Origin of the sequence: Gluconobacter cerinus (assembly GCF_002723935.1) — a bacterium.
Lineage (GTDB): Bacteria > Pseudomonadota > Alphaproteobacteria > Acetobacterales > Acetobacteraceae > Gluconobacter > Gluconobacter cerinus.
On sequence record NZ_BEWM01000002.1, the window covers coordinates 623,497 to 649,868 of the forward strand.

The following is a 26,372-nucleotide window of genomic DNA, read 5'->3' on the forward strand; positions in this document are numbered from 1 at the left end:
TAACGGTTTAGAATGCGCCGGGCGGAACCACGACGCATGGTGAACCGTGCGGCAGACGGTGGCAGGCCGCAAGAGCATTTTCATGTGTCAGGCCGGTCAGGCGGGCACGATAGAGGTGTCCCTTGCCTGTTTTGACGCTGGCAACCTGTGTTCTCGCAGACGCGACAACTGCTCCGCCCTGACTATGAGCCTGAGACGCGGCTGAAGTGGCCTGTCCGGAATTGGCAAATGCGCCGACCTGAATGGCCCATGTTTTGGGGCCACTCGTTTCCTGTGGTGCGGCGATGGTGGCGTGATGCATTGTCGGTGCAGGGGAAGACAGTCGGTACTGCTGTCGTGAAGCAGGCATGACGGCCATGATCGGCTGGGGCTGCAAATGGTGCCCCATCGGAATTTCCTGCGCCGTGACCTGGCTGTCGGCCAGTTCGGTATCCATGCTGTTTGCGACGGGTGGGTGATAGGCCACTTTCTGCACAGTGGGAGCTGGTGATGTGATACCCCGCGCTGCCCACGCCGCGCTGACACTGTTTGGTTCTACCGGTGCGGCAGAGGCTACAACCACAGGCGCTGCGGGAGCGGCGGGTGTGGCGGGTGTTTCGGACACGGTCTCATCCGAAGACGAGCTATCGTCAGATGAACTGTCTGCTGATGAATCCTTGTGAGACCAGGCGGCCCGGATCGACTGGCTGGCAGGAGTGGTGGGTGCAGTATTTTCTGCGACCTGGATCTGGGCATTCGGATCATGCTGGGAGACCAAAAGGTCTGCGGCCGACCGGTTGTGAGGCGTTACGCCTGCGATGCGTGGACCGATTGCTGCCACATAGCGGCGTGTTTCGCGCGGCAGCGGACGTCCGCGACGCAGGTAGCTGTCGAGGCTTCCAGGGCCATCGTTGTAGGCAGCGAGAAATCCCGGAGAACCATAGATTTCGTACATCTGTCGAAGATATGCCGTGCCTGCGAGAATGTTATCATGCGGATCAAACGGGTCGTCGCCGAGGCCGTATTGTTGGCGCATGTCATCATAAGTTGGCGGCATAAGCTGTAACAGGCCCATGGCACCCGGCGTCGAAGTGATGAAATTGCCATTATGGTCGTAAAGGTGGCCGCCAGACTCCTGCTGCATGACCGCCCTGATCCATGCTTCTGGAATATCGAACCGAGCAGAGGCTTCCTGAATGTATGGCCCCCATGGATCGCTGGGTGGGCCAGGCGGAGCGTAATAGGATTTCGCGTGAGCGCGATATTTCGCGGCTTCCTGAGAGACCGGAACCTGAGAGGTCGAACTCATGTCGGGTGTACCGGCGCAGGCCGCGAGAAGGCCGATCAGACCAAGTGCCAGACCGGAACGGAGAGCGGTCAACGGGCGAAGAGTGGTCTGGAACGGCACGGCGGGTCTGGGCATCGGGGCAGGGTACCTGACAAGGGAAGAACTGTCGCAACCCCCAGACAATACACAGGGATTACGGCAAAACTAGGAAAAATGACGAAAGGTTTACGTTTGTCGCCTACTTTTTCGCTTCGAAGCTGTTCGACGAGAGATGGTGAAAGGGTGCTTCTTCATCAAGGGGAAGACTGCTTGCGGGAACAGAGTCTATCGGCTAGGCGAACCAGATGAACTCATCTGCCCCGGCCCCCAAAGAGCCAGAGATGCAACGGCTACCGAAGCATGATCTGAGCCCGCTGAAGTTCGACCAGCGTCGCGGGAGCCCCGCTGCCCGGGCCTGGGATGATTTTCGCGGAGCCTCCAAGCTCTGGCGTCTGGGCGTTATGCTGGGATGGTTGGACATCAAGCTTCGCTATCGCGGATCAGCGTTGGGTCCATTCTGGCTGACCATTACATCCGCCATCATGGTTGCATCCATGGGCGTTCTGTACAGTCGCCTCTTTCATCAGGATATGAAGGTTTACCTGCCGTTTCTGGCGCTCTCCCTGACGCTTTGGCAAACGGGGTTATCGAGCCTCCTTCAGGAATCCTGCACCAGTTTTCTGGATGCAGAAAGCATCATACGCTCCAGTCGTCTTCCTTTGCTGCTTCAGGCCATTCGGGTTGTGGTCCGTAATGCGATCGTCTTTGCTCACAACATCATAGTGCCTGTGGGTGTTTTCGCGATCTACCATGTCTGGCCGGGGTCTACGGCGTTGTTGGCGCTTCCTTCACTCCTGCTATGGGGACTGGACGGATTTGCGGCCTGTATGCTGCTGGGCTCGCTCTGTGCGAGGTTTCGGGATGTGCCACCGATTATTGGGGCGCTCCTTCAGATCGTGTTCTACGTAACGCCTGTCATTTGGCAGCCGCAGCAGCTGGCGGGGAAAGCGCGGTATCTTCTGTACAATCCGTTTTATGCTCTGCTGGAAGTCGTTCGTGCTCCGCTGTTAGGGCACATTCCTTCGATCGGCGTCTGGCTTGTGGCTCTGCTGACGAGTGCTGTCTTCTGGGTTATCGCGATATGGGCTTTCGTCCGTGTGCGCTCACGGCTGGTATTCTGGATCTGACATGACGCATATCCGCCTTGAGAATCTCTCCCTGTCGTTCCCGGTTCTGCACGGGGCTTCTCGCTCTCTGAAGAAAACCCTGCTGGCGCGTGCCAAGGCCACCGTCACGAAGCCTGCATCTGTTGGCGGAAGAATGCGTCTCGGTGCAGTCGCCTCGGATGCCGTGCTCGTGCAGGCGCTGTCAGGGCTGACATTTCAGATCAATGGAGGTGAGCGCATCGGCCTGATCGGCCATAACGGCGCTGGTAAAACAACGCTCCTGCGTGTGCTGGCTGGTATCTATGAAACAGATGATGGCTATCTGGACATCGAGGGCGACAGTCATGCGCTCATTGATCCGCAGTCTGGCATGAACCCGGAGTTAAGTGGGCGCGAAAACCTCAATCTCTTTGCATGTCGCATTGGTTTGCCCAAAGGGCAGCTTCCAGCTTTGGAAGCCGACGTCGAAGCCTTTGCGGAGCTGGGACCGTTTTTTGATCTGCCCGTTCGACTCTACTCGTCCGGGATGAGCATTCGGCTTGGATTTGCTCTGGCTACGGTTCCCCGTCCGCGCATTCTCCTGATGGATGAATGGTTCATGGCAGGGGACCAGCGCTTTCAGGAAAAGGCGAAGGAACGGATGGCAGGCATGGTTGATGCCGCTGAAATTCTTGTTGTGACATCGCATTCCCTGCCTGTGCTCAAGCAGTGGTGTACGCGCATCCTCTGGATGGAAGAGGGGCAGATCCGCATGGATGGTCCGACGGACACTGTGCTTGAGGCATATGAGGCCTCACTGGCCTGAGGTCAGCTGTTATTTGGTCTGGTCTCAAGGGTGCGGTAGGATCAACTTCGAGTTTGACCATCACCATGGAGACTAATCATGTCTTATGCCGCTATTGATGCAGCCCGCGTTGCCAAAGCTGCGAAGTCTGCCCTTCAGACACTTGCCACCGTCAAGGAGCAGTCAGAAGCTCATCAGCGTAAGACGCTTATGATCGAGCGGATCGAAGCCCTCGCCACGGCTGCAGCTGAAACCAAAGATTGCAATGCGATTACCCTGACATCCGAAGAATTCTGGATGATCTCCAAAAATTGGTAAAAGCCGGCAGGGCAGGCGGGTCAACACCCGCCTGTTAGCCTTGGTAAGAGGCAATTTCCACAAGGTTGCCGTCCGGGTCCCGGCAATATACCGAAGTGATCGGTCCCAGTGCGCCCAGGCGCGAAACCGGACCTTCCACAACGACAACACCGCATTTTTCGAGATGCCGCACCACATCGTCACTTGAGATAGCTGTTGTGAAGCAAAGGTCGGATGTGCCGGGCTGAGCGCCTTCGGCCGTTTCCCAACCTTCTGATCCTTCAGGGCGAAGATTGATCTTCTGGCCGCCGAAGCAGAGAGCAACACGGTTATTACGGCCGTATTCCTCAATATCCATGCCCAGAACCCGCTGGTACCAGGATGCCGAAACAGTTCTGTCCCGTACGGTCAGAACGATATGGTCAAGGCGATCAACGGTAAAGCGCATGATGGTCCCTCAAGAAAACGGCGCCCGATGGTCCTGATAGTATCATCAGGACGCAGAAACCGTCAGGCCTCGGTGCCCTGTTCGGGCGGGAAAGAATAGCTCAGGTTGGTGGGCGCTTGCGGAATGCCGCCAAGCTGACGACCTCGGCATCTTTCTTCTCTTCCTGAGGGGGCTCTTCGATCGTCACTTCTGGGTGGTGCGCCGGATCGATGTCATCTGGCTCTACAGCGCCTTCAGGAATCTCGATGTCCTCGTCGTCATCGACCATGCTGCTGACGAAGCGCAGCGCCATCCGGATATGTGGATCTGCAAAGGCCGTAATGGCGGCAACCGGGATGACGAGGATGCTGCCAACGCCCCCGAACGACAGACCAACGGAAATGACATTCTTTTCGCGATCCAGCGCCAGATCCCAGAACTGGTGCTGAAGAACGATCGTCATTTCTTCCGGATACTGGGCGCGGAGACGGGACGGAATAATCACGTCCGGACGATTAGTGCGGAAGGTCAGGTAGAAATGGTGAGCACCGGGAAGTCCCTCAGCCGCAACGTGCTCAATGGCGCGCAGCATGACTTCACGATAGGCGTCTTCCACCCAGTCGTCATAGGGAAGAAGGCTTTCGGGCAGGTCGTGCTCAAGGCCGTCCTGGCCGGTGTGATCGTCGTCGCTCATGGTCGCAGGCCTGATGTTTCAGTCAATCAGGTCAGGGATGCGACAGACCAGCCAGAATGGCAAGACGTTTTGCACAAAAGGAAAAATGAGGTGGGAGGGCTTCTGTTGCCCGGTGCCCTCCCGAACCGCGCTTATCGCTTATGCAGCGACAGCGAGCACCTCAGAGTTATCATTGGCACTTGTAAGTTTAGCCCGATGACGGTGGTACAATACCGGGCAAAAGATAAGTCTTTACCATGCGCGTCGAGCCTGTTTCGTCCCCACAGATCCCTCTTGCGAGAGATTTTTCCTGGTGGAGACGCCGGGCACTGCCCCCGGGTCCACAACACTTATTTCACTTACCGTTTATCGCCATAGCCGGGGACGAACCCCTTGCACTGCTGAACATAGGAGTGCTGTTGCCGTCCTGCAAGGGGAAAAGACGAAGCGCATGATGATGCCGCCCGGACTCGTCTCTTGCGGTGGCGGGAGATGTTTCGTCATGCTAGAGCCGCGGCCTATGGCACTGACATCCGAACAGCGCGCTGAGATCGAAGCTCAGCGCAACGAGCCCCAGCTGACCTCCCGCCCGACAGTTCCGGCGATGGAGAAACTTCTTTTCACGCCCATCGAGGTGCTGGATCATGGTTTCCTGCGCGTCGTCGATTATATGGGCGATGATGGAGCCGTCGTTCAGGCTGCCCGGGTGTCTTATGGGCGTGGCACCAAGAAGGTGTCTGAAGATGCCGGACTGATCCGCTATCTGATGCGTCATCGGCATTCGACGCCGTTCGAGATGTGCGAAATCAAGTTCCACGTGAAGCTTCCGGTTTTCGTGGCACGGCAGTGGATTCGTCATCGCATGGCGAGCGTGAACGAATATTCCGCGCGCTATTCGATTCTCGACCGTGAGTTCTATCTGCCAGCTCTGGATCAGGTTGCATCGCAGAGCGCCTCGAACCGTCAGGGACGCAGCGAAGCTCTTGATCCGGAAACAGCAGAGCGCGTGCTTGAGATTCTGCGTCGTGACGCCAGCCAGTGCTACGATGATTATGAATCGATGCTGGACCCAGAGGGCACCGGCCTGGCCCGTGAACTGGCGCGCATGAACCTGACGCTGAACACCTATACCCAGTGGTATTGGAAGATCGATCTGCACAATCTGATGCACTTCCTCGCCCTGCGCGCGGATCCGCATGCGCAGTACGAGATTCGCGTTTATGCAGAAAAGATGATTGAACTCCTGCATGCCTGGGTGCCGGCAACGGCTGCTGCATTCGAAGAATATCGTCGCGGAGCCTTCACGTTCTCAGCGGGGATGCTGAACGTGGTGCGCCGCCGTCTGGCGGGAGAGGCCGTGACACAGGAAACGTCCGGGCTTTCCAAGCGCGAATGGATCGAGATGAACGACATTCTCGAACCAGAAGCTTGAGATAACCGAAAATCGTGAACGATTTTGACAAGCTCCTGCGAGAAGCTCCTTCCGTGCAAAGTGAAACTTCGGCTGAAATAGAGCCGCAGTTGCCGCGGATCTGGCCTTGGGCGATTCTCGCAGGGCTGCTCATTCTTGCGTCCGTGTGCATCCACATTTTCTGGCCTGCACCGGCACACAAGCATATGGCCCTTTGTAAAAAGGGCCTGACTGAACACTGCTATAAAATTGACCCTACCGTCGAAAATTAAGTTCGTATTTCGGTGAGTAAAATGGTCGGTGGATTTCCTGTTTTCCGGAATCGCTGTTTCTGAACTGATTCTACGGAGAACGAATGTGGAATCACGTCCGACTCACATTTCGTAGATCTTAATCAACAAACTTATCCACAGGCTTTGAACCCACAAAGTGGGGGTCGACGGCGTGCACGGTTCTTTTTGGAGAATCGCGTAGAACGCTTGATTTTCTGGGAAAAATCGTGGTGCCGGGTGAGGGATTTGAACCCCCGACCTTCGGTTTACAAAACCGCTGCACTACCACTGTGCTAACCCGGCATCCACAGCCCGGCTTTTTCCACGCCGAGACCCCTTTGGTCAAGCTCCTGAGTGTCGATTCTGTAATTTTATCGTGTCGCAGGGGTCATGAGGCTTGGTGGCGGGGGAAGATGGGAGGAGTTATTCGTGAAGCCGTAGCCGTCTGAAGAAAGCCCATGATGGACTACAGGCGGCTTAGCACAAGCCGACAGAAGTAGTGCTGTTCCCAGCAGGAGAAGACGGGTCATGAGGAAGCCTTTTCATCAGAGTGGCTGAGGGCCTCGGCAATAGTCGTGGCGAGTGCCGTGTAGGCACGGGCAGCTTCGCTGTCAGGTGCCGAGAGGATAATGGGCGTGCCCTGATCACCGCTGGCCCGGATGTCAGCCAACAGGGGAATTTCGCCGAGGAAGGGTACGCCAAGGCGTTCAGCCTCTTCTCTGGCACCACCGTGGCCAAAAAGCTCAGTGCGGTGATTACAATTAGGGCAGCAGAAATAGGACATGTTCTCCACAACGCCGAGGATGGGAGTTTCCATCCGTTCGAACATGGAAACGCCACGTCGCGCATCTAGCAGCGCAATGTCCTGAGGCGTGGAGACAATAACAGCCCCACCCCTGGCCATCTTGGCTCCAAGCTTCTGGGCCAGTGTCAGTTGGGCATCACCGGTTCCGGGTGGCATGTCTATGACAAGGACGTCCAGATCTCCCCAATCCACTTCTCCAAGGAACTGGGTGAGGGCGCCCATGACCATGGGGCCACGCCAGATCATGGCCTGATGCTCGTCCACCAGATAGCCGATGGACATACTTTTCAGCCCCCAGGCTTCAATGGGAATGATCCGGCCTTCAATGACTTCGGGGCGTGTATTGCGGCCAAGCATCCGCGGCAGGGACGGGCCGTAGATGTCTGCATCCAGCAGTCCGGTCCGCACACCGAGTTTGGCCAGTCCGGCTGCAAGGTTCACAGCGGTTGTGGATTTGCCAACGCCTCCCTTGCCGGACGCAACAGCGACGACGGCTTTTACACCCGGCAGAAGCGTCTCTGGAGCATGACGGCTGGACGCATTCTGCCGTTTGCCGCCCAGATTGAACGGCCGGTGACCGCCCCCGGCTGCTGGGGCTTGTGCGTTGGCCGGTGGTGGCGTGGTAGCGCGATGGGCTGTCAGGGAAATTGTTGCTCCCGTCAGGCCTGGAATGCGCGCGATCTCTGCTTCAACCTGAGGTCTGATCGGCTCCATGCGCGACACGTTGTCCCGCGAGGTGGCAAGGGTCACGTGCGCATGTCCATCGCGAACTGAAACACCTTCCAGCGACGCAAAGGACAATACGTTCGATCCAAGGCCAGTTTGTTCGTTGTTCAGAATCTCGGAAATGCGTTTCTCGGCATTGGCATGTGATTCGTCAGAAGAATTGGTCGGGGGGAGATGATCGGTCATGCCAAGACTCTTTTTTCTGGGGGAACGGCCTGTCAGGAAGGAGAAACAGCGTAGCATATGCCCCTCCTGAACTACAGGATGGTGACGAATGACTGTCTTCTGCGTTAGCGTGTCACCATGAGCAGATTGACCGCCAGCCTTGCCCTGTCCTGCGCCGTTTCCCTGGCGCTGTCCGTTACGACGGTACAGGCCCAGACCGCCCCGCAGCCCTCTCCGGCACCCGTACCAGTCCCGCGATCCGTTCCGTCCAGCTTCGCGGATCTGGCAAATCGCCTTCTTCCGTCCGTGGTGAACGTTTCGACGTCTGCTGTGCTCAAGCCTGGTAAGGATGAAGACAAGGGGCCGGACGCCAGTGGTCCGGATGGGCCGCAGGTGCCGCAGTTCCCGCAGGGCTCTCCACTGGAAAAATTCTTTCACGACTACATGACTCACAAGCCGGCACCGAACCGGCCGCCGCGGCGGATGCAGGCTCTGGGATCAGGCTTTATTGTCGATCCGGCAGGCATCATCGTGACGAACAATCACGTCATTGAAGGCGCAGATCAGGTCTCCGTGACACTTCAGGATGGTACCGAACTGCCGGCTAAGATTGTTGGGCGTGACAGTCAGGTTGATCTGGCCGTTCTGGAAGTCAAACCGAAACATCCGCTGCCGGCTGTTCCGTTAGGACACAGCGATGCCGCCAGGATCGGAGACTGGGTGGTGGCCATTGGCAATCCGTTCGGCCTGAACGGAACAGTCACGGCAGGTATCATCTCGTCCCGCGGACGGAATGTCGAACACGGCCTGTATGATGACTATATCCAGACGGATGCAGCCATTAACCGGGGAAATTCTGGCGGCCCACTCTTTAATCTCTCGGGCGAAGTTATTGGCATCAACACCTTGATCTATGGTGGGGCCGGGGGTGATTCTATCGGGATCGGCTTTGCCATCCCGGCGGATGACGCGCGCGGCATCATTGATCAGCTTCGCAAGACAGGTCATGTGTCGCGCGGGTGGATGGGACTGAAGTTCCAGAATGTCTCCTACGACATTGCTGAGGATCTTGATTTTCACCAGGCGGACGGCACGGTCGGCAAGGGCGCTCTGGTATCTGAAGTGGGGCCGAAAAGTCCGGCAGCCCAGGCTGGCCTGCAGGTTGGTGACATCATCACTCGTGTGGGCAGTCAGGATGTGACGGGTCAGACCATGCCGCGCATCATTGCGTCCATTCTGCCTGGAACCAAGACAGAGCTGACCGTCTGGCATAAGGGCAGCATCAAGACGCTTCCGATCACGCTGGCACAGTCGCCAAACGCGCCAGATATGCCACCGTCCGACACGCATCAACCAACGCATACGAAAGCGGCATTTGGCGAGCTGGGTCTGGCGGTGCGTTCCATCGATGCAGAAATGCGCACCCAATATGCTCTGACAGACGATCAGCGCGGCGTGCTGGTGGATCGGGTTGAACCGTCCAGTCCGGCCACATCTCGCGGGATTGCCGTTGGGAATGTGATTACGCAGGTTGGGCAGGATCAGATCGACACGCCGGATGCGTTTGCCAAAGCGGTGAGCCGCGCGCTGGAACAGAAGAAGAAAGAAGTTCTGCTGTTGGTGCAGGATGATGACGGGCTACGCTGGGTACCAGTTCCTTTTCTGGGGAACTGATCCGCTCAGCTTCTTAGGGTGTGAGGGGCGATGAAGAATTACGTCATCAGTCTTGCTTCCAGGCCAGACCGGCTTGCGCAGTTCAATGTCATAAATGCGCCGTTCCTCGACCAGATTACCATTTTCCCTGCGACAGATAAAAATGATGTCAGCAAGCAGGCGTGTGTTGATGCCGGTATCGTTTTAAATGACGCCGATTATGACGATACGGCGCTTGCCGTCGCGATGTCGCATCTGAGGCTATGGCAGCTCTGCCGGGACATCGGGGAGCCCATTATGGTCATGGAGGATGACGTTCATCTGTCTCCAGATTTCTGGAAAGACCGAGAGCAGGCGCTGACCACCAATCCTGATTATGATTTTCTGGCTCTCGGGTTCAACACGGATTGGCCGTTGGAGGTGGCGTTTGTTCCGGGCTCCATGAAGGCGACAATCATTTTTGATGAAGAGCAGCCAAAGTTCTTAAAAGGGCGTGCGTTCTGTTACCCGCAACTCAGCGCCTTCGCAGGCTGTTGCTGCTACGTCATCACGCCTGCCTGCGCAAAATTCTTTATGGAAAATATCTTTCCGATAAAGGACGGGTATTACGCTCTGCGGTATTTTACATCTCCCGTTTGCCGGGAATTTACCCGCATACGATGGACGAACGTTGGCATTGATGTTGCCATCAGCATGGTTCTGCAAGACGTCAGGTCCTACGTGTGTCTCCCACCAATCGCCATTCCGGGGAATGACTGGTCCAGCTCTTCGTTTGAACGAGGCGGGCATCTGATCTCGCTCTGAAACGGGTGGACGGAAGAACCGGGAAGCTCTTAAAGCGCTCATGATATGATGAGCGCTTTAAAAAAAATCACACAGGCTTGGCTGATGGTCCCGCCGAAGGGAAGCAGTTGGCGAGAGGTTCTGCGACCCGCCACGCGCCAGACTATTCGCGTTCTGGTTTCGATCGTCACAGCCTGGGTTGTGGGCATGACGCTCCATCTTCAGGAAACAATCTGGGCGCTCGTGACCGCGCTGATTGTTACGCAGTCCAGCATAACGCAGACAATGGCAACAGCCCGCGATCAGATTACCGGCACGCTGCTAGGCGCTGTCGCGGGGATCGTGGCGGTCTTGCTGGAAATGTGGACGGGTCTGCGGTGGCTGCCTTTCTGGATCGTTCTCGCGCCATTGGCCTTTCTCGCAGCCGTTCAGACCAATCTGCGGTTTGCCTGTATCACCCTGATTATTGTGTATCTGTTTCCGAGCGAAGGCAGCCCGTTCCTGCCAATGGTGACGCGGCTGACGGCTATTATGATTGGTGTGGTTGTCTCTCTGGTGGTGTCCTTCGTGGTATTGCACAGCAGTGCCCGAAAGCAGGCTTTCCACACATCCAGCCGTATCCTGCGACGTCTGGACGGACTGCTGGAAGGCGCACTGGATCAGAAAACGGGCTGGCGGGAAATTGAAACCCGGAACGAAGCCTGTGTGGCCCTTCTGATCGAACTTGAAGGCGCAGTGGAAGAGGCCAGGCGCGAGCGTTTCAGTGATCTGGAGAAGCGCGATCCTGTGCTTGCGGCACTTCCAAGGTTGATGCGGCGGCTCCTGAACGATACGATGCTGGTGGCTCGAGCAATCGCGACAGGCCGTGCAGCAGGGAATACAGGCCTTGTTCCACTCTACAAAAGCCTCAGCCACACGCTGAGAGCATTGGCTCATAGCTGTGAACAAAGGTTTGTTCGCAAGCAGGACCGTCATCCGCATCAGCCGGAAGACAAGGATATTCTCGAACTTCTTCCACGGCTGGAAGAACAGACGCGGCCTGAAATGCGCTTCGTCATGTCTTTGTTCAAGGATGATCTGGAGCGCGCTGTAGGCGTTCTTATGCGGGATGATGCTAGTGCTGCCAAAGGGCTCTAGGCGCCGGTTGATGGCGTTTTTTCGAAACCCGGTCGTGATCTCCCGCGTTTTCTGGAGAGCTCGGTGCATCTGCCCGGAAAACCGGCCCCCGTCAGAGGCTGGTCATTAGGAACGGAGAAATCCATGATTACGCACGAAACCCTCAAGTCTCTTCCCGCCGGTGTGCAGGCTCCGCCCTACGACATCAACGGGATAAAGCCAGGGATCGTGCATTTTGGTGTGGGCAATTTCTTTCGTGCCCACGAGGCATTTTATGTTGAGCAAATTCTCAAGGATGATCCCAACTGGGGCATCATTGGCGTCGGTCTGACGGGCGGTGACCGCTCGAAGAAAAAAGCTGAAGAATTCAAAAAGCAGGATTGCCTCTTCTCCCTGACGGAAACGGCACCGTCCGGTAAAAGCACTGTCCGCGTCATGGGCGCATTGCGGGACTATCTGCTGGCTCCGGCAGATCCTGAAGCCGTACTGAAGCACCTCTCAGACCCTGCTATCCGGATTGTTTCCATGACGATCACGGAAGGTGGCTACAACATCAATGAATCGACGGGTGCGTTCGATCTTGAGAATGCGGCTGTTCAGCAGGATCTGAAGACGCCGGAAGCGCCGTCCACGATCTTCGGATACGTTGTGGAAGGACTCCGTCGCCGCCGGGATGCCGGGGGTAAGGCCTTTACGATCATGTCCTGCGATAATCTGCGGCACAATGGGAACGTCGCCCGCAAGGCGTTCCTGGGTTATGCAAAGGCGCGTGATCCGGAACTGGCTAAGTGGATTGAAGAAAACGCCACATTCCCCAACGGGATGGTGGATCGCATCACACCGACCGTGTCTTCAGAAATTGCCAAGCGCCTGAATGAGGCCAGTGGTCTGAGCGACGATCTTCCGCTCGTTGCTGAGGATTTTCATCAGTGGGTGCTGGAAGACAGCTTTGCTGACGGACGCCCGGCACTGGAAAAGGCCGGCGTCCAGTTCGTCGATGATGTGACGGACTACGAACATGTGAAGATCCGCATGCTGAATGCTGGCCACATCATGCTCTGCTTCCCTGCCGTTCTGGTCGGGTATGAAAATGTTGATGAGGCGGTTCGTGATGAGGATCTGCGCGGTAATCTGGAGAACTTCCTCAATAAGGATGTCATCCCGACCCTGGAAGCCCCGCCGGGCATGACGCTGGAAGGGTATCGTGACAGCGTGATCAGCCGCTTCTCCAATCCGGCGATGGCTGACCAGACACTGCGAATTTCAGGGGATGGTTCCTCGAAAATTCAGGTCTTCTGGACGGAAACGGTGCGTCAGGCCCTTGAAGGCAAGCGGGATCTATCCCGAATTGCGTTTGGCATGGCAGCGTACCTTGAGATGCTACGTGGGAAGAGCGAGAAGGGTGGAACGTATGAGCCGTTCGAGCCAACCTTCGGTGATCAGCAGAAGGCACTTGCGAAAGCAGACGACTTTGAGAGCGCTCTGAAACTTCCCGCTTTTGATGCCTGGCGTGACCTTGATAATGCGACGCTTAACGAGAAGGTTATCGCGCTGCGCAAGATCATTCGCGAGAAGGGCGTCAAGGCTGCGCTTCCAGCCTGAAACCGGGCAGCCTGATAGATTTTTTAACCGCTTCTCTTTAGGGGGAAGCGGTTTTTTTATGGGCTGGCGCCCATCCGTTTTTAGGTGCCGTTTTTCCGCGCCGAGATGATCTGCAAAAGAGCATCAGCGGCTTTGCTGCGATAGCGTTCTTTGTGTCGCAAACCGAAGAAGGTGCGGGGCCCAAGATCAAACGGAGCAGCATGAAGTTTTCCGCTGGCGAGGGATGGGGCAACTACAAGGGAAGAGAGAGCAGCCAGTCCGGCGCCTTCCTCAACAGCTGTTCTTACGCTTTCGTTTGATGGCAGAACCAGACCTTCCTTCAGGGCCTCCGGTCTTACGCCGACAGCCCGCAAACTGGTATCAAGCGATGAGCGTGTGCCCGAGCCGCGCTCTCGCATGATCCAGGTCGCACTTTGCAGCCAGCCAGCATCTACAGTTTGCGTTCCGAAAGGTTCAGCCTGTACGAGTTGCAGGCGATCTTCCGCGAGTGGCCACTGCGCGAGTGTTGGGTCATCCACGTTACCTTCGACAATTCCAAGATCCGATTGTCCCTCGCGCACATGCGCTGCGGCCTGCGTCGTATTGCCGATTTCAAGCGCAACGGTGACGTTGGAAAAGGCGGCGCGAAAGGCGACCAGTATTGGTGGGAGCCAGTAGGCTGCGATGGTCTGGCTGGCGACAACCCGAAGACTGCCGCGGTTGAGTCCGCTGAGTTCATCAAGTGTGTTTTGCGCCAAGGCTGCGCTCGCGAGAACATTGCGGGCTTCTTCCAGAAAAATCTGGCCAGCATCCGTTAGAGCGATGCCTCGCCCCACGCGATGGAACAGCTTGATGCCATGCCGTTCTTCAAGAGCAGAAATTGCGGCTGAGGCCGTGGACTGCGTGACGTTTAGCGCTCGTGCAGCGGCCGTCATATGTTCGCGTTCGGCGACGCCAACGAAAATGCGTAACTGCTCTAGCGTCATGATCGTCCTCGATAGCAATTAATCGTTTTTAACGAATGAAATGACTTAATCAATTTGTTTTATTGATGATTTATGAGCGGATATCTGAAGGGCAGGAGAAAACGATCATGCCCCGATGTCTCGCTGTTCCGAAATTTCAGCCCGCTTATCGCACCCTGCCGGGAATAGGATTGTGCCTTGCAGTGAGTGCTGCTGCATCATTGCTAGAAGCTGGTGAGCAGGTTCTTTTCGGCAAGGCATGGCTGGAGGCCCTCGTCTTGGCGATTTTGACCGGAATGGCCGTGCGCAGCCTCTGGTTGCCGGGGGATAGATACCAAGCCGGCATTGCTTTCACCGCGCGCTATTTTTTGGAGATATCTGTTGTTCTGCTCGGAGCGTCAGTAAGTGCGGCAAACCTGCTGGCAGTCGGGCCTGTCCTGATTATTGGCATCGTGGTGCTCGTAGCGACATCACTCATCATGAGCTTCGGGATTGGGCGGCTTATGGGGCTTCCACCCCGCATGGCGCTGCTCATTGCCTGCGGCAACTCGATCTGTGGAAACTCCGCAATTGCAGCTGTTGCGCCTGTTATTCTAGCAGACGGAAAAGACGTTGCCGCGGCGATTGCTTTCACTGCAGTGTGCGGCGTTCTCACGGTGTTGGGACTGCCATGTCTTGGCTTATTCTCAGGTATGAGTGGCAGTATGTTCGGCGCATTCGCTGGACTGACGGTCTATGCTGTCCCGCAGGTCGTCGCTGCCACGGCCCCGCTCGGTACCATTGCTGTGCAGACAGGCATGATCGTCAAACTGGTGCGCGTTCTGATGCTTGGGCCCGTGTGTTTCGGGCTTGGACTGGCCTCTCCCGTTTTCTTTTCCGAACGTAAAAATGAAACGTCAGAAAATATAAACGCATCAGTTAGGAAAGGCGGAATTTTCCAGTTTGTGCCGTGGTTTATTCTGGGTTTTCTCGCCTTGATAGCCGGCCGCTCACTTGGGCTAATTCCGTCGTCACTTGGCGCCCCAATCAGTCACATCGCAACAATTCTGACGGTAACGTCCATGGCGGCTCTGGGCCTCGGTGTTGATGCCCGCAGCGTTGCGAACGCTGGCTTGAGGGTGACAGGAGCCGTCATCCTGTCACTGCTGGGACTGGGCGCCATCAGCTACGGTATGCTGGTATGTCTTCACTTCGGTTAAAGCTGACGGTCCCGCTTGATGCGGTCCCATGCCGCATTGATCCGGGCCACGCGTTCCTGCGCACGCTTGCGCTCCAGATCCGTCATGGGTTTCTGGGCAATAACATCCGGATGATACTCGCGGATAAGCGTTCGCCACCGAACGCGGACTTCCTTGTCAGACGCTGTACGCGTGATGCCGAGAACGCGATAGGCATCTGGCTCGCCGGTGCTGGCGGCACGGCTGTCGCCACTTTCTGCGCGCGTCCATGCTCCGGAAGACAGACCAAACGCACGATGGACACGCTGAAGAAAATCAATTTCTTTTGGATGGAGCTCCCTGGATGCTCCGGCATCTGCACGGGCAATCCGGAAAAGGGCCACCATCAGGTTCTCCAGCGGTGCCTTGTCGTCTCCGTAAGCTGAGCCCATCTCGCGGGCGTACATTTCAAAATCGTCCGTTCGCTCCCGTGCGCGGTCGAACAACATGCCAACTTCACGCGTATTGTCGGGTGGAAACTGGAAGCAGGTTTTGAACGCGTTGATTTCGGAGCGATTGACCGGCCCGTCAACCTTTGCAAGCTTTGCGCACAGCGCCACAAGGCCAATGGCGTAAAGCTGGTCTTTTTTGCCCATGGCGGCTGCAATTTTTGCAGCGCCAAAAAACGCTGCACTGTTCGGGTCAGGACGACCCCGTGCAGGAAAGCGTTCGCTCCACCCCCCGGTGGAAGGATTAAGCAGAGAGCCACTGTCGGCGGCATGCCCAAGGGCTGCTCCCATCAGTGCCCCGAACGGGCCGCCGACTGCGAAGCCAGCAACACCACCGAACATTTTGCCCCAGATAGCCATATCGACAATCTAGCATGGTCCCGGAAACCGGCAAATGACAGATCGGACATGTACCCTCCACAGAAAGAACTGGATCTCCCGCAGGCTTCGGGTGTTGAAGGAGCATCATGAAAAACAAGGTCACCCCAGTTATGTCCGATCAGACGCAGCATCTCCCCGTCGCTCAGCCTTCGTCGGCAGACGACTATGAGGAGAAGATGCAGGCCCTGATTCGCAAACTTCCTGAATGGATGCAGAAGACCCTGAGCTGGCTACGGGAGCCAGAGCGTAAATGGATTCGGATTCCGGCCGGTATTTTGTTCATGCTTGGAGGCTGCATGGCGTTCCTACCCGTTCTGGGTGTGTGGATGATTCCTGTAGGTATTCTGCTACTTTCCGAAGATATTCCGTTCTTCCGTCGTTTGATGGAGAAAGCTCTGAACTGGATCCAGAGAAAGCACCCTGACTGGATGGATCTGCCTCCGAACGCGAAGTGACCCGATCAGTCGTCGCCCGTTTTTCGCGCATCCATAAGGGCTGCAACACGGAGAGCTGAGGCCAGTGGGCGGTCTGGTGTGCGTTTGGCGTCAATCGACGCAACGAGGGCCGCAAAGCTCAAGGCCCGCTCCGTAGCCATCTGATCCAGGACTGCCCAGAATTCTGGTTCAAGCGCAACGGACGTCCGATGTCCTGAGAGCGAAAGGCTGCGTTTGACGAGGTCACTCATGTCAGGCGTTCCAAAGCCCAGCGGGCAGTTTCGGCAATATCGGGATCAGGGTCAGATTGAAGAGCCTGCGCTGAAGGTACGAGGGCAGGATCGTCCGAGTTGCCGATTGCGATCAGAACATTCCGGACAAACCGGTTGCGGCCAATGCGCTTGACGGGTGATCCCGAAAAAAGCGTGCGGAAAGCCGCATCATCCAAGGCCGCAAGGTCTGCAAGTTTTGGCTCGATCAATTCCGGTCGTGCCTGAAGCTTGATATGGCGGGAGGTCTCGGCAAAGCGGTTCCACGGGCAGGCAGAAATGCAGTCGTCGCAGCCATAGATGTGGTTGCCCATTTTTTCCCGCAGGTCGTGCGGGATCGGCCCTTTGTGTTCGATGGTCAGGTACGAAATGCAGCGCCGGGCATCCATACGATAGGGACCAATGAATGCGTCCGTCGGGCAGGCTGTCAGGCAGCTTGTGCAGGTGCCGCAGCTTCCGCCTTTTGGCTCGGACGGGCTTAAATCCAGCGTCGTGTAGAGTTCTCCCAGCAAAAGCCAAGAACCGTGAGTGCGGGAGACCAGACAGGTATGCTTGCCCTGCCAGCCCAGATGCGCCTTTTCCGCCAAAGCGCGTTCCGAAACCGGGGCCGTATCGACGAAGACCTTCACCTGCGTAGTCTCATCGCCCAGCTTCACGACGAACTGCGCCAGATGTTTCAGCATCCCTTTGATGACGTCATGGTAGTCCCGATTACGGGCATAGACGGAGATATTGCCCCGATCCGGCTGACGCAGCGTTGCGTCCGGGTCTTCGGCGGGTGCGTAACAGACTGCAAGGGAAATGACGCTGCGGGCTTCAGGCCAGAGGGCCTGCGGGTGGCTGCGCTGTTCGATGCGCGTTTCCATCCATTCCATCGTTCCGTGATGGCCTTGGGCAACAAAAGCGCGCAGTCCGGCTTCCACATCCGGGCCAAGCTCCGCCGCGCAGAAGCCCACGGCATCGAACCCCAGATGCCGGGCGTGGTCCTCGATCCGTTGCTCAAGGGAACGTCCGGGGCGGGAAGGGGACGGGCGTGATGTCATGCGCTCAGCAGATGGATGGAAAGCAGAATCAGCAGTTTACGCCATCTTTCCCCCAACGGGCCAATCAGACATGATGGGATGTCTTCATTCTCCGATGAGAGAACCGGTTATGCGTCGTTCCTATGTCACCCTGGATGTTTTCACGGACCAGCTGTTCGGGGGCAATCCTCTGGCTGTCGTGCTGGATGCGGCGGGGCTTTCCACCGAACAGATGCAGAAGATTGCCATTGAGTTCGGCTATTCCGAGACAACCTTCGTGCTCCCTGCGGTAGAGGCGGATCATACGGCGCATGTCCGTATCTTCACGCCAGCCGGAGAGCTGCCATTCGCTGGTCATCCGAATATCGGCACCGCTTTTGCCTTGGCGCGACAGGCCGAAGCGCAGGGGCAGGAGCTGCCAGAAACGCTTTTGTTTGAAGAAAAGGCCGGCTTGGTTCCTGTGCGGCTGGAGCGTGAGAACGGACGGGTCGTTCGGGCGGAACTTATGGCGCCGGAAGCCATGACACGCCGGAGCCGGATGATTCCTGAAAATGCGGCTGCGTGTCTGGGGCTTGAACCCGCAGATATTCGTACGGATCACCACGCGCCACAGGTTGTTTCGGTCGGGCTGCCGTTCCTGATTGTTGAGCTTGCGTCCCGCGACGCTCTGCGTCGCGCCCATGGAGAGCTTGCCGCGCATCGCAGGCTTCTCGCCTCCAACGGGATCAGTTCCGTGTATGCCTACACGCGCAATGCCGGGGAAGCGCCTTTGAAAAAGGCAGCGACATTCAGGGGCGCATGTTCTCGCCATTGGATGGCATTGCCGAAGATCCTGCCACGGGGAGCGCCACGGTTGCAGCCGTCGCGTTCCTGTCTGCGCTGGAGAATGGAGCGGATCTGTCCCTGACCTTCACGCAGGGTGTGGACATGGGACGACCAAGCCTTCTGGACGCCAGAACAGAAGCGGGCAAGGCTTACGTCGCCGGTTCCTGTGTCCCTGTCATGGATGGATTTTTCACTTTGGAAAGCGAAGTCTGAGAACGGTCTGTTGCAGAGTTTATAACGGTCTGAAAATGTCTTGTCAGGGGCGTGGGCAGTCGGCATCGTGCCACCATGCGATGCACCCTCCCTTCCGTTCTTGTAGCGGTTGCCCTCTCCCTGACGGCCCTGTCTCCTCTGGCAAGGGCCGAAGCTCCGTCTGCTGTTGAGCAGACTTACAACACCGTTCGAAATGATCCGGTTCGGCTTGGTCTGTTTCTGCGGGCCTTTCCAAAAGGCGCAGATCTGCACAATCATCTCGTAGGGGCGATCTACGCAGAGAACATGCTGAACTGGGCGGCCCAGGATGGCTTGTGCGTCTCTCTCAAAAGCCTTGAGATCCTCAGTCATGCATGTCCGCATCCGAAAGAGGGTGAGATGCCGGCAACGGCTCTGGCTGGAAATCCGGATGCTGAAAGTCGCCTGATTGATGCCATGTCCATGCGGGATTTTACGCCGTCTCCGGCTGACCGCTCAGGGCACGACCACTTCTTCGCAGCTTTCAGGCACTTTGGGTCGATCGATGCGGCGCATCAGGGCGATATGTTGGCAGAGGCCATGGATCGTGCCGCCCACGATCATATCACCTATATCGAGCCCATGATTTCACCGGCTCTTCCCGCGATGATCCGTGCTGGCTTCAAACATCCGATGAATGGTGACGATTTCGCCGCTGCTCATAAAGCGCTGGAGCCGGAGATTTCTGCTCTTGTGACGCAGGCCCGTCAGGAAACGGATGCCATGGACAAGCAGGCACAAACGGTTCTGAAATGCGGCACGCCCGAGGCTCATCCGGGTTGCAGCGTGAGTGTGCATTACCTTTTCCAGGTTCTTCGTACGCTGCCGCCACAGGCAGTCTATGCCCAGCTTGATGCCGGATATGCGGTCGTTAAGGCCGATCCCCGATTTGTCGGCCTTAATATTGTTGCACCGGAAGATGATGCCATCGCCATGCGGGATTACACCCTGCATATGCGGATGTTCCAGTTTCTGTCGCAGGTCTATCCGGGTGTGAACCTCAGCCTTCATGCTGGTGAACTCACAGGCAAGCTCGTTCCGCCTGAAGGCCTGAAGCATCACATTCGGGAAGCCATCGAAATCGCTGGTGCCAAGCGCATCGGCCATGGCGTCGATATCGCATCGGAAGATGATGTTACCGGGCTGCTGGCCGAGATGGCTAAGAAGCACGTCATGGTGGAAATCAACCTGACGAGTAATGACGAGATCCTGAACGTGAAGGGCGCTGAACACCCGCTGCCGCTCTACCGCCGGGCCGGGGTTCCCGTTGCGCTCTCCACGGATGACGAAGGCGTCTCCCGTGGTGATCTGACGCAGGAATATGTACGGGCCGCTCAAACCTACAATCTGAGCTATGCGGACCTGAAACAGATGTCCCGGACGGGTCTGGAATATGCGTTTATTCCGGGGCAGAGCCTTTGGGACAACCATCAGGTCGGCAAGCCTGTAGCGGCCTGCCAGACCGTGTCTTCATCTCAGCCTGAGAGCGGCCCTTGTGCCGATCTGTTGAAAACCAGCGAGAAAGCCCGCCTTCAGTGGCAGCTTGAATCGCGGTTTGTCGCCTTTGAAACTTCCGCTCCACACGAAAGCCTCTATCAATGAACCGCCTGAAAACTCTTCTCGGGGCCACTGCCCTGTCAGTTCTTGCTATTTCAGGCAGCGTCTCCAACGCCTCTGCCAAGAGCCGGCCCATTCCCGTCCGTGTGGTGGTGGTCACGACATTTGAGCTTGGCAAGGACACGGGCGACACGCCGGGCGAGTACCAGAATTGGGTTGAGAAACTCCCGCTCTCGCAGGAAATTCCTGCGCCCGGTACGGATCATGATGTTATGCACTACAACCCGGAACTGCATGTTCTGGGTATTGCGTCCGGGGAAGGGCCGGAGCACATGGCATCGGCCATCACGGCGCTCGTCCTTGATCCGCGGTTTGACCTGAAACACGCCTATTTCGTGTTGGCCGGAATTGGCGGTGTTGATCCGAAGTTCGGTACGGTCGGCTCTGCAATCTGGGCGCCACGCGTGATTAATGGCGGTCTGTCGCATCTGATTGATCCGCGGGAAATTCCGAGATCCTGGCCGGATGGGTTTACGCCGGTTCAGGGCAGTCTCCCGGATGAGAAGCCGCGTCCGCCTTTGCATTCTGTCAGCGGGGATATGGTTTACACGTTTAACCCGCAGTTCGTGCAGTGGGCCTATGGCCTGACGAAGAATATGACCCTGCCCGACACGCCGGGTCTTCAGGCATCCCGCGCGCGTTACAAGGGTTATCCGGAAGCCCTGAAGGCACCGTCTGTCATGGTCGGCGACACCATTTCTGGTGAGACCTTCTGGGTTGGCGAGAAAATGAATGCCTGGGCCGAGCGGTGGGTCCGCTACTGGACCGACAATCAGGGAACATTGGCCACGACAGCAGAAGAGGATGTTGCATTCTGTCAGGCACTTGCTGCACAGGCTAAGGCTGGTCGAGTAGATCCCCAGCGTGCTCTGATCCTTCGGACGACCAGCAATTTTGACATGCAGTATCCGGGCCAGACGGCGGCGGAATTGCTGGCCGAAGAAGCGCACGAAGGCAGCTATTCGGCGTTTATTCCATCTGTTGAGGCCGCCTACACGGTCGGCAGTGTCGTGGTACGCGAGTTGGCCACGCATTGGGACAAATACGAGAAAACCATGCCCGGTGCAGAATAACGACCTGTCCCTGTGTTGAAAGGAAAATGCTCGCCAGATTGAACTGGCGGGCATTTTTTGCGTGTATGCGCTTAAGACATAGTTTGTCGTGAACAGAACGCTTTAGCTTCGATTGATTGGATTCCCATGACTCTCGACGTTTCTTCCGCCATTCTTCAGCGCCGTGCGACCAAGCATTTCGATGCCGCGCACATCATGCCGGAGAAAGACCTCGAAACTATTCTCGGTCTGGCGCGCCGGATGCCGACGGCCTTCAATATCCAGAACTGGCGCTTTGTGGCTCTCAAGGACCCGGAGTTGCGCAAGCAGGTTCGTGCCGTTTCATGGGATCAGGCTCAGGTGACGGATGCGTCTGCGCTGATCGTTCTGTGTGCGGACATCAAGGCCTGGGAAAAGTCGCCGGAGCGATACTGGGAAAACGCCCCGGATGCTGTTCGGGAGTACATGGTTGGCGCCATCGACCAGTATTATCGGGGCCGCGAGCAGGTGCAGCGGGATGAGGGGATGCGGTCCTGTGGCATGGCGGCGGCTGCCATCATGCTGGTGGCCGAGAGCATGGGGTATGGAACCTGCCCGATGGATGGTTTTGACTTCGATGCCGTCGGCAAGCTCATCAACCTGCCGGAAGACCATGAGATCGTTATGTTCGTGGCCATCGGGAAGGCGGCGTCTGCTCCGAAGCCATCGGGCGCTGCGCTGCCGGTTTCCGAAATCATGATCGAAAACCGGTTCTGATAAAAATCGGCTCTGGACGGTGCTGCTGCATTGTCCAGAGCCTGATGGTTTTAGTCCTGTCCAGGAATATGCGTCCGGTACGTTGCCCAATGCGCGATCAGTTCATGGACAACCGGCTCACCGGCACGCTCGTTATTATCGAACGCGAGCTTCTGGCCGGGCGCTTCGTCCCCGATGCTCTCGGTGATCGGCACGCCTGGAGGGGGCATATCAAAATTGCTCCCTGAGCGCAGAACCATGACGCGGTTCAGATCGACATATCCCAGACGGGCTAATGTCCGCATATCAAGCTGATAGGTCTGGCTTTCCTCATTGGTCATGACGAATTGGCCCTGATCCTTCGTCCAGAGCTTGACCCATTTTTCCGCCCACTCGTTGCGGGACGGGCCGTGCCAGTAACGAAGCGCCCCAAGCGTCTCACCCATAATGAGCATCGGCGGTTTCTGGGCGTTGGGGAAGCCTTTCCAGGCTTTCCGGCGCTCGGCGATGGCGGGGTCATCCGCCATCGGGGTGTGCTTGCTTAGGTTGAAGGCCCAGTTCGCCAGACCCTGATTGAGCGGATACGCTTTGCTGAGTTCCGCAACGTCCGTGACAGAGCCATAATGGTTTGCGTTGGCTGGCAGCGTGTCCGGCTTGTCCGCCCCGATGGCATACAAACCATACGGCCAGCCTTTTGGAACGGTGCGGTCATCGATTTCCCGCAATGCGTCTCCATCTACAACCCAGCGTGCCCAGGCCACACTCCCAACAGACGCGACATTCGGGTTCACGCCAGAAATGCCGGTGAAAATCCAGTAGGTGTGCGTCAGATCGTAATGCGGATCGAGGGCAAGAGCGTGCAGGTCAATGCTGCCGCTTTTCAGGGCGATGCCATAAACGCCATCCGCATTGCGGCGGAGCTTTTCCTGTACGCCACGAATGGGGCGCTCTTCGTCAAGATGGAGACGCTCCACCCAGTCCTGATATTCGCCAGGCTCATCGCCCTTGTCCGCGCCGACTTCCCAGTTGGCGACAACAAGGACCTTGATTTCTTCCTTATGGGGCGCAGCCAGAGCACTGCCCGCACAGAGAAGCCCGGCAAGAGCCAGGCCTGCATTAAAGCGTTTCAAATCCGTATTCCCCAAAGCCGAAGGTCGTTGGGGAAACACATTATTGGAACAGGATCAGAATGAAAACTTACAAAGCGAGAGAGGGCATGGGCCATTCATCTTCGGTCCAGTCTCCCTTGGACCAGTCCTCGCGGAGTTTGATCGCCAGTTCGTTCAAAGTACCGTCCACGATAGCGGCACGGATCTGCCGCATCAGGCGCTGGTAGTAGGCCAGATTGTGCCATGTCAGCAGCATCGGGCCGAGCATCTCACCAGCACGGAACAGGTGATGCAGATAGGCGCGGGTGTAACGGCCAGCCATCGGGCTGTCGTCATATGGTGTCAGCGGGCGCGTGTCTTCGGCAAAGCGGGCGTTGCGCAAGTTGATGTAGCCGCGCTCCGTATAGGCTCGCGCCGTGCGGCCAGCACGCGAGGGCATCACGCAGTCGAACATGTCCACACCACGCATGACCGACCCCAGCAGATCGTCCGGCGTACCAACGCCCATCAGGTAGCGCGCCTTGTCCTGCGGAAGCATGGGCGTTGTGAAATCAAGGGTCGAGAACATGAGTTCCTGACCTTCACCTACAGCCAGACCGCCAATCGCGTAGCCTTCAAAGCCGATCTCCGTCAGCGCCTTGATGGAATATTCGCGCAAGTCTCGCTCGGTGCCGCCTTGCACGATGCCGAACTGGCCATAGCCCTCACGTGCTACAAACGCCTCACGGGAGCGGGCCGCCCAGCGCATGGAGAGTTCCATGGATTTGCGGAGCGCTTCCGGCGTGGCGGGGAGGGCCGGGCACTCATCAAACGCCATGCTGATCGTGGCGTCCAGCTTGTACTGGATCTCCGTTGAGATCTCAGGAGACAGGCGATGCTTGCTGCCATCAATATGGGACTGGAACGTCACGCCGTCCTGATCGAGCTTGCGCAGTGCACCCAAGGACATAACCTGGAATCCGCCAGAATCCGTCAGGATCGGGCCGGACCAGTCCATCATCTTGTGCAGCCCGCCCAGCTTTTGCACGCGGTCCGCCGTCGGGCGCAGCATCAGATGGTAGGTGTTGCCCAGAACAATGCCTGCGCCCGTGGAGCGAACGGCATCCATGGTCATGCCCTTCACGGTGCCAACGGTGCCAACGGGCATGAAGGTTGGGGTCGGGACAGTGCCGTGACGAGTGTGTAGATGGCCGGCGCGGGCCTGTCCGCAGGTTGCTTCCGGAACCCACGTCATTTTTGTGGCCTGTTCGGTCATGGTGCTCGCTCCAGAAGGCAGGCATCGCCATAGGAATAGAACCTCAGTCCGTTGGCGATGGCGTAGGCATAGGCCTCACGCATGGTGTCGGTGCCGTTGAACGCGCAGACCAGCATGAAGAGCGTCGAGCGCGGCAGATGGAAATTGGTCATGAGCAGGTCCACCGCCTTGAAGCGATAGCCCGGCTTGATGAAAATGGACGTCTCGCCCCGCCAGGGCTGAACCGTACCGTCTTCCTGCGCCGCACTTTCCAGCAGGCGGAGAGACGTGGTTCCGACAGCAACAACACGGCCACCGCGGGCGCGTGTTTCATTGATGGCCTGCGCCGTTTCCGCGTCGATCTCGCCCCATTCTGCATGCATGCGATGCTCGGCGATGGAGGATCGGACGGGCAGGAACGTGCCAGCGCCCACATGAAGCGTCAGCGTTCGGCGCTGGATACCTTTTGCGTCAAGCGCGGCCAGAAGATCCGGCGTGAAATGCAGACCAGCAGTGGGAGCCGCCACAGCCCCGCGATGCTCGGAAAAGATCGTCCGGTAATCGCTGTCATCCTGCGCGGTCGGCCCGAAAGGACGGTCGATATAAGGCGGCAGGGCCAATGCTCCCACGCGCTCAAGGAATGCATCGAACGCATCCCCTTCGACGGAAAAGCGGATGCTGACGGCACCATCGCCTTCGTTTTCCACAACGGATGCCGTGACCGGATCATCGCCAAAGTTCAGCGTATCGTTCGGCTTCAGCTTGCGGGAGTTGCGGGCGAGCGCATGCCAGCTTCCGTCAGCCAGAATCCGGTCCAGTGTAATGCCGATTTTTGCCTCGCCGCGCGTGGCGGAGAGCTGGGCACGGATGACGGCAGTATTGTTGGCAATCAGCAGATCGCCTTCCCGCAGCAGGCCGGGCAAATCGCGTATGATCCGAAGATCGGGGGCTTCCCCGGACCGCACATGCAGCAGCTTTGCGCTGTCACGCGGTCTGGCGGGTTCGGTCGCAATATGGTCGCGGGGCAGTTCGAAATCGAACGTGGCGAGTTCATCCGTCATGGGATGCTCTCTAGCAGGTTCAGCCAACATGAAAACGCCGGACTGGGCAGCCCGGCGCATCTTTTCGGTCAAAAGGCGATTTTTTTTGGCTTCCACCCGTCGAGGATGATGCCTTTCAGGCGTCGTGTTCGGCCTCATGAACGATAACAGGCTCGTTCATGACCAGGAAATTGACCGATCGTGCGATGAAGCACATGTCGTGCGCCTTGTGATGCAGCTCCAGTGCTTTCTCTGCGTCTGATGTGGCAGACAGGATGACGCGGGGATGAAGCGTTACGGATGTGAACTGCCCAGCGGCGGTGCGTTCTTCTTCCATTTCGCCGGTGGCATGGTCTTCGTATGCTGTGACGACGATGCCTGCCTGCGCACAGAGCCCCAGAAACCAGAGTTTGTGACAGGCCGACAGGGACGCCAGAAGCAGCTCTTCAGGATTCCATCGGGCAGGGTCTCCGCGAAAAGAAGGATCAGACGAACCTTCAATCGTGGGCTTGCCGGGCGCCGTAATATCGTAATCGCGCGTGTAACTGCGAGCAGAGGATGTGCCGGTTCCCGTATTGCCGGTCCAGACAACCTTCACGGAATAAGTGTGCTGTTTCCCGGCCATGG

28 protein-coding genes, 1 tRNA gene and 1 other RNA gene are annotated in these 26,372 nt (G+C 57.4%); 15 read left to right on the forward strand and 15 right to left on the reverse strand.

All coding sequences use genetic code 11. From position 1 onward, the window contains the following. Positions 1-7: 7 nt before the first annotated feature. The gene (locus tag GCE01_RS06795) at positions 8-1,402 is read right to left on the reverse strand and encodes a lytic transglycosylase domain-containing protein (protein WP_174694801.1); all 1,395 of its coding nucleotides are present in this window, start codon (positions 1,400-1,402) and stop codon (positions 8-10) included. A gap of 209 nt (positions 1,403-1,611) precedes the next feature. On the opposite strand from GCE01_RS06795, the gene GCE01_RS06800 reads away from it, so the two are divergent. From GCE01_RS06800 to GCE01_RS06810, 3 genes are all read left to right on the forward strand, one after another. Further along, entirely contained in the window at positions 1,612-2,493 is an 882-nt protein-coding gene (locus tag GCE01_RS06800; RefSeq protein WP_099211854.1) for an ABC transporter permease, read from the forward strand. 1 nt (position 2,494) lies between these two features. Further along, positions 2,495-3,277, forward strand: coding sequence for an ABC transporter ATP-binding protein (locus GCE01_RS06805; RefSeq protein WP_046900801.1), 783 nt, complete (start codon positions 2,495-2,497; stop codon positions 3,275-3,277). A 78-nt stretch (positions 3,278-3,355) separates the two neighbouring features. Next, entirely contained in the window at positions 3,356-3,574 is a 219-nt protein-coding gene (locus GCE01_RS06810; RefSeq protein ID WP_046900802.1) for a hypothetical protein, read from the forward strand. A gap of 34 nt (positions 3,575-3,608) precedes the next feature. Here GCE01_RS06810 and GCE01_RS06815 read toward each other — a convergent pair whose 3' ends face one another. From GCE01_RS06815 to ssrA, 3 genes are all read right to left on the reverse strand, one after another. Then, the gene (locus GCE01_RS06815) at positions 3,609-4,001 is read right to left on the reverse strand and encodes a VOC family protein (RefSeq protein WP_046900803.1); all 393 of its coding nucleotides are present in this window, start codon (positions 3,999-4,001) and stop codon (positions 3,609-3,611) included. 100 nt (positions 4,002-4,101) lie between these two features. After that, positions 4,102-4,674 (reverse strand): SspB family protein, encoded by a 573-nt coding sequence (locus tag GCE01_RS06820; protein ID WP_046900804.1) that lies wholly within the window; start codon positions 4,672-4,674, stop codon positions 4,102-4,104. A gap of 91 nt (positions 4,675-4,765) precedes the next feature. Then, positions 4,766-5,090: a transfer-messenger RNA gene (ssrA, locus tag GCE01_RS06825) on the reverse strand. Between the two features lie 83 nt (positions 5,091-5,173). Between ssrA and thyX the strand changes: the two genes are divergently transcribed. Continuing rightward, a complete protein-coding gene (gene thyX, locus GCE01_RS06830) occupies positions 5,174-6,085 on the forward strand; it encodes an FAD-dependent thymidylate synthase (RefSeq protein ID WP_046900805.1) in 912 nt (303 codons plus the stop codon). A 479-nt stretch (positions 6,086-6,564) separates the two neighbouring features. On the opposite strand, the gene GCE01_RS06840 is transcribed toward thyX, so the two are convergent. The 3 genes from GCE01_RS06840 to GCE01_RS06845 form a co-directional block, all read right to left on the reverse strand. Continuing rightward, a tRNA-Thr gene (locus GCE01_RS06840) sits at positions 6,565-6,639 on the reverse strand. 68 nt (positions 6,640-6,707) lie between these two features. After that, positions 6,708-6,866 carry a hypothetical protein gene (locus GCE01_RS16840; protein ID WP_167386129.1) on the reverse strand — a complete coding sequence of 53 codons (159 nt, stop codon included), beginning with the start codon at positions 6,864-6,866 and terminating at the stop codon, positions 6,708-6,710. Further along, on the reverse strand, positions 6,863-8,053 hold the full coding sequence (locus GCE01_RS06845) for an Mrp/NBP35 family ATP-binding protein (RefSeq protein ID WP_174694802.1): 1,191 nt from the start codon (positions 8,051-8,053) through the stop codon (positions 6,863-6,865). The genes GCE01_RS16840 and GCE01_RS06845 overlap by 4 nt, the downstream gene beginning before the upstream one ends. A gap of 117 nt (positions 8,054-8,170) precedes the next feature. Here GCE01_RS06845 and GCE01_RS06850 point away from each other — a divergent pair, with 117 nt between their 5' ends. From GCE01_RS06850 to GCE01_RS06865, 4 genes are all read left to right on the forward strand, one after another. After that, positions 8,171-9,706 carry a Do family serine endopeptidase gene (locus GCE01_RS06850; RefSeq protein ID WP_099211858.1) on the forward strand — a complete coding sequence of 512 codons (1,536 nt, stop codon included), beginning with the start codon at positions 8,171-8,173 and terminating at the stop codon, positions 9,704-9,706. A gap of 30 nt (positions 9,707-9,736) precedes the next feature. Continuing rightward, positions 9,737-10,489 carry a glycosyltransferase family 25 protein gene (locus GCE01_RS06855; protein WP_099211860.1) on the forward strand — a complete coding sequence of 251 codons (753 nt, stop codon included), beginning with the start codon at positions 9,737-9,739 and terminating at the stop codon, positions 10,487-10,489. A gap of 84 nt (positions 10,490-10,573) precedes the next feature. Next, positions 10,574-11,605 (forward strand): FUSC family protein, encoded by a 1,032-nt coding sequence (locus GCE01_RS06860; RefSeq protein WP_244591121.1) that lies wholly within the window; start codon positions 10,574-10,576, stop codon positions 11,603-11,605. Positions 11,606-11,728: 123 nt separating this feature from the next. Next, entirely contained in the window at positions 11,729-13,186 is a 1,458-nt protein-coding gene (locus GCE01_RS06865) for a mannitol dehydrogenase family protein (protein WP_099211862.1), read from the forward strand. A gap of 80 nt (positions 13,187-13,266) precedes the next feature. On the opposite strand, the gene GCE01_RS06870 is transcribed toward GCE01_RS06865, so the two are convergent. Next, complete coding sequence (locus tag GCE01_RS06870) at positions 13,267-14,151, reverse strand: LysR substrate-binding domain-containing protein (protein WP_099211864.1); 885 nt, start codon at positions 14,149-14,151, stop codon at positions 13,267-13,269. A 107-nt stretch (positions 14,152-14,258) separates the two neighbouring features. Here GCE01_RS06870 and GCE01_RS06875 point away from each other — a divergent pair, with 107 nt between their 5' ends. Continuing rightward, positions 14,259-15,329: a YeiH family protein gene (locus tag GCE01_RS06875; RefSeq protein ID WP_099212020.1), complete on the forward strand. Its 1,071-nt coding sequence runs from the start codon at positions 14,259-14,261 to the stop codon at positions 15,327-15,329. On the opposite strand, the gene GCE01_RS06880 is transcribed toward GCE01_RS06875, so the two are convergent. After that, positions 15,326-16,156 (reverse strand): TerB family tellurite resistance protein, encoded by an 831-nt coding sequence (locus GCE01_RS06880; protein WP_046900812.1) that lies wholly within the window; start codon positions 16,154-16,156, stop codon positions 15,326-15,328. The two genes, GCE01_RS06875 and GCE01_RS06880, sit on opposite strands and share 4 nt — an antisense overlap. A 107-nt stretch (positions 16,157-16,263) precedes the next feature. On the opposite strand from GCE01_RS06880, the gene GCE01_RS06885 reads away from it, so the two are divergent. Next, positions 16,264-16,632: a hypothetical protein gene (locus GCE01_RS06885; protein ID WP_046900813.1), complete on the forward strand. Its 369-nt coding sequence runs from the start codon at positions 16,264-16,266 to the stop codon at positions 16,630-16,632. A 5-nt stretch (positions 16,633-16,637) separates the two neighbouring features. Here the strand turns inward: GCE01_RS06885 and GCE01_RS06890 are convergent, their stop codons facing one another. Both GCE01_RS06890 and queG read right to left on the reverse strand, forming a co-directional pair. Further along, positions 16,638-16,862, reverse strand: a complete 225-nt coding sequence (locus tag GCE01_RS06890) for a ribbon-helix-helix domain-containing protein (RefSeq protein ID WP_099211866.1) — start codon at positions 16,860-16,862, stop codon at positions 16,638-16,640. Further along, positions 16,859-17,923, reverse strand: coding sequence for a tRNA epoxyqueuosine(34) reductase QueG (queG, locus tag GCE01_RS06895; protein ID WP_099211868.1), 1,065 nt, complete (start codon positions 17,921-17,923; stop codon positions 16,859-16,861). The genes GCE01_RS06890 and queG overlap by 4 nt, the downstream gene beginning before the upstream one ends. Before the next feature lie 109 nt (positions 17,924-18,032). Between queG and GCE01_RS06900 the strand changes: the two genes are divergently transcribed. The 5 genes from GCE01_RS06900 to GCE01_RS06915 all read left to right on the forward strand — a co-directional run bounded on the left by GCE01_RS06900 (position 18,033) and on the right by GCE01_RS06915 (position 22,383). Beyond that, positions 18,033-18,809, forward strand: coding sequence for a PhzF family phenazine biosynthesis protein (locus GCE01_RS06900; RefSeq protein WP_264785202.1), 777 nt, complete (start codon positions 18,033-18,035; stop codon positions 18,807-18,809). Then, entirely contained in the window at positions 18,701-18,940 is a 240-nt protein-coding gene (locus GCE01_RS17345; protein WP_264785200.1) for a PhzF family phenazine biosynthesis protein, read from the forward strand. The genes GCE01_RS06900 and GCE01_RS17345 overlap by 109 nt, the downstream gene beginning before the upstream one ends. 75 nt (positions 18,941-19,015) lie before the next feature. Continuing rightward, on the forward strand, positions 19,016-20,560 hold the full coding sequence (locus GCE01_RS06905) for an adenosine deaminase family protein (RefSeq protein ID WP_099211870.1): 1,545 nt from the start codon (positions 19,016-19,018) through the stop codon (positions 20,558-20,560). Next, positions 20,557-21,648: a purine nucleoside permease gene (locus GCE01_RS06910; RefSeq protein ID WP_099211872.1), complete on the forward strand. Its 1,092-nt coding sequence runs from the start codon at positions 20,557-20,559 to the stop codon at positions 21,646-21,648. Before GCE01_RS06905 ends, GCE01_RS06910 begins: the two co-directional genes overlap by 4 nt. A gap of 126 nt (positions 21,649-21,774) precedes the next feature. Further along, positions 21,775-22,383: a nitroreductase family protein gene (locus tag GCE01_RS06915; RefSeq protein ID WP_099211874.1), complete on the forward strand. Its 609-nt coding sequence runs from the start codon at positions 21,775-21,777 to the stop codon at positions 22,381-22,383. A 50-nt stretch (positions 22,384-22,433) separates the two neighbouring features. On the opposite strand, the gene GCE01_RS06920 is transcribed toward GCE01_RS06915, so the two are convergent. The 4 genes from GCE01_RS06920 to GCE01_RS06935 form a co-directional block, all read right to left on the reverse strand. Further along, on the reverse strand, positions 22,434-23,492 hold the full coding sequence (locus GCE01_RS06920) for a purine-nucleoside phosphorylase (RefSeq protein WP_099211876.1): 1,059 nt from the start codon (positions 23,490-23,492) through the stop codon (positions 22,434-22,436). 67 nt (positions 23,493-23,559) lie between these two features. Next, entirely contained in the window at positions 23,560-24,726 is a 1,167-nt protein-coding gene (gene tgt, locus GCE01_RS06925) for a tRNA guanosine(34) transglycosylase Tgt (RefSeq protein ID WP_099211878.1), read from the reverse strand. Then, positions 24,723-25,766, reverse strand: coding sequence for a tRNA preQ1(34) S-adenosylmethionine ribosyltransferase-isomerase QueA (gene queA / locus GCE01_RS06930; RefSeq protein WP_167386130.1), 1,044 nt, complete (start codon positions 25,764-25,766; stop codon positions 24,723-24,725). The genes tgt and queA overlap by 4 nt, the downstream gene beginning before the upstream one ends. Before the next feature lie 115 nt (positions 25,767-25,881). Next, entirely contained in the window at positions 25,882-26,370 is a 489-nt protein-coding gene (locus GCE01_RS06935) for an OsmC family protein (protein WP_099211880.1), read from the reverse strand. Positions 26,371-26,372: the final 2 nt, after the last annotated feature.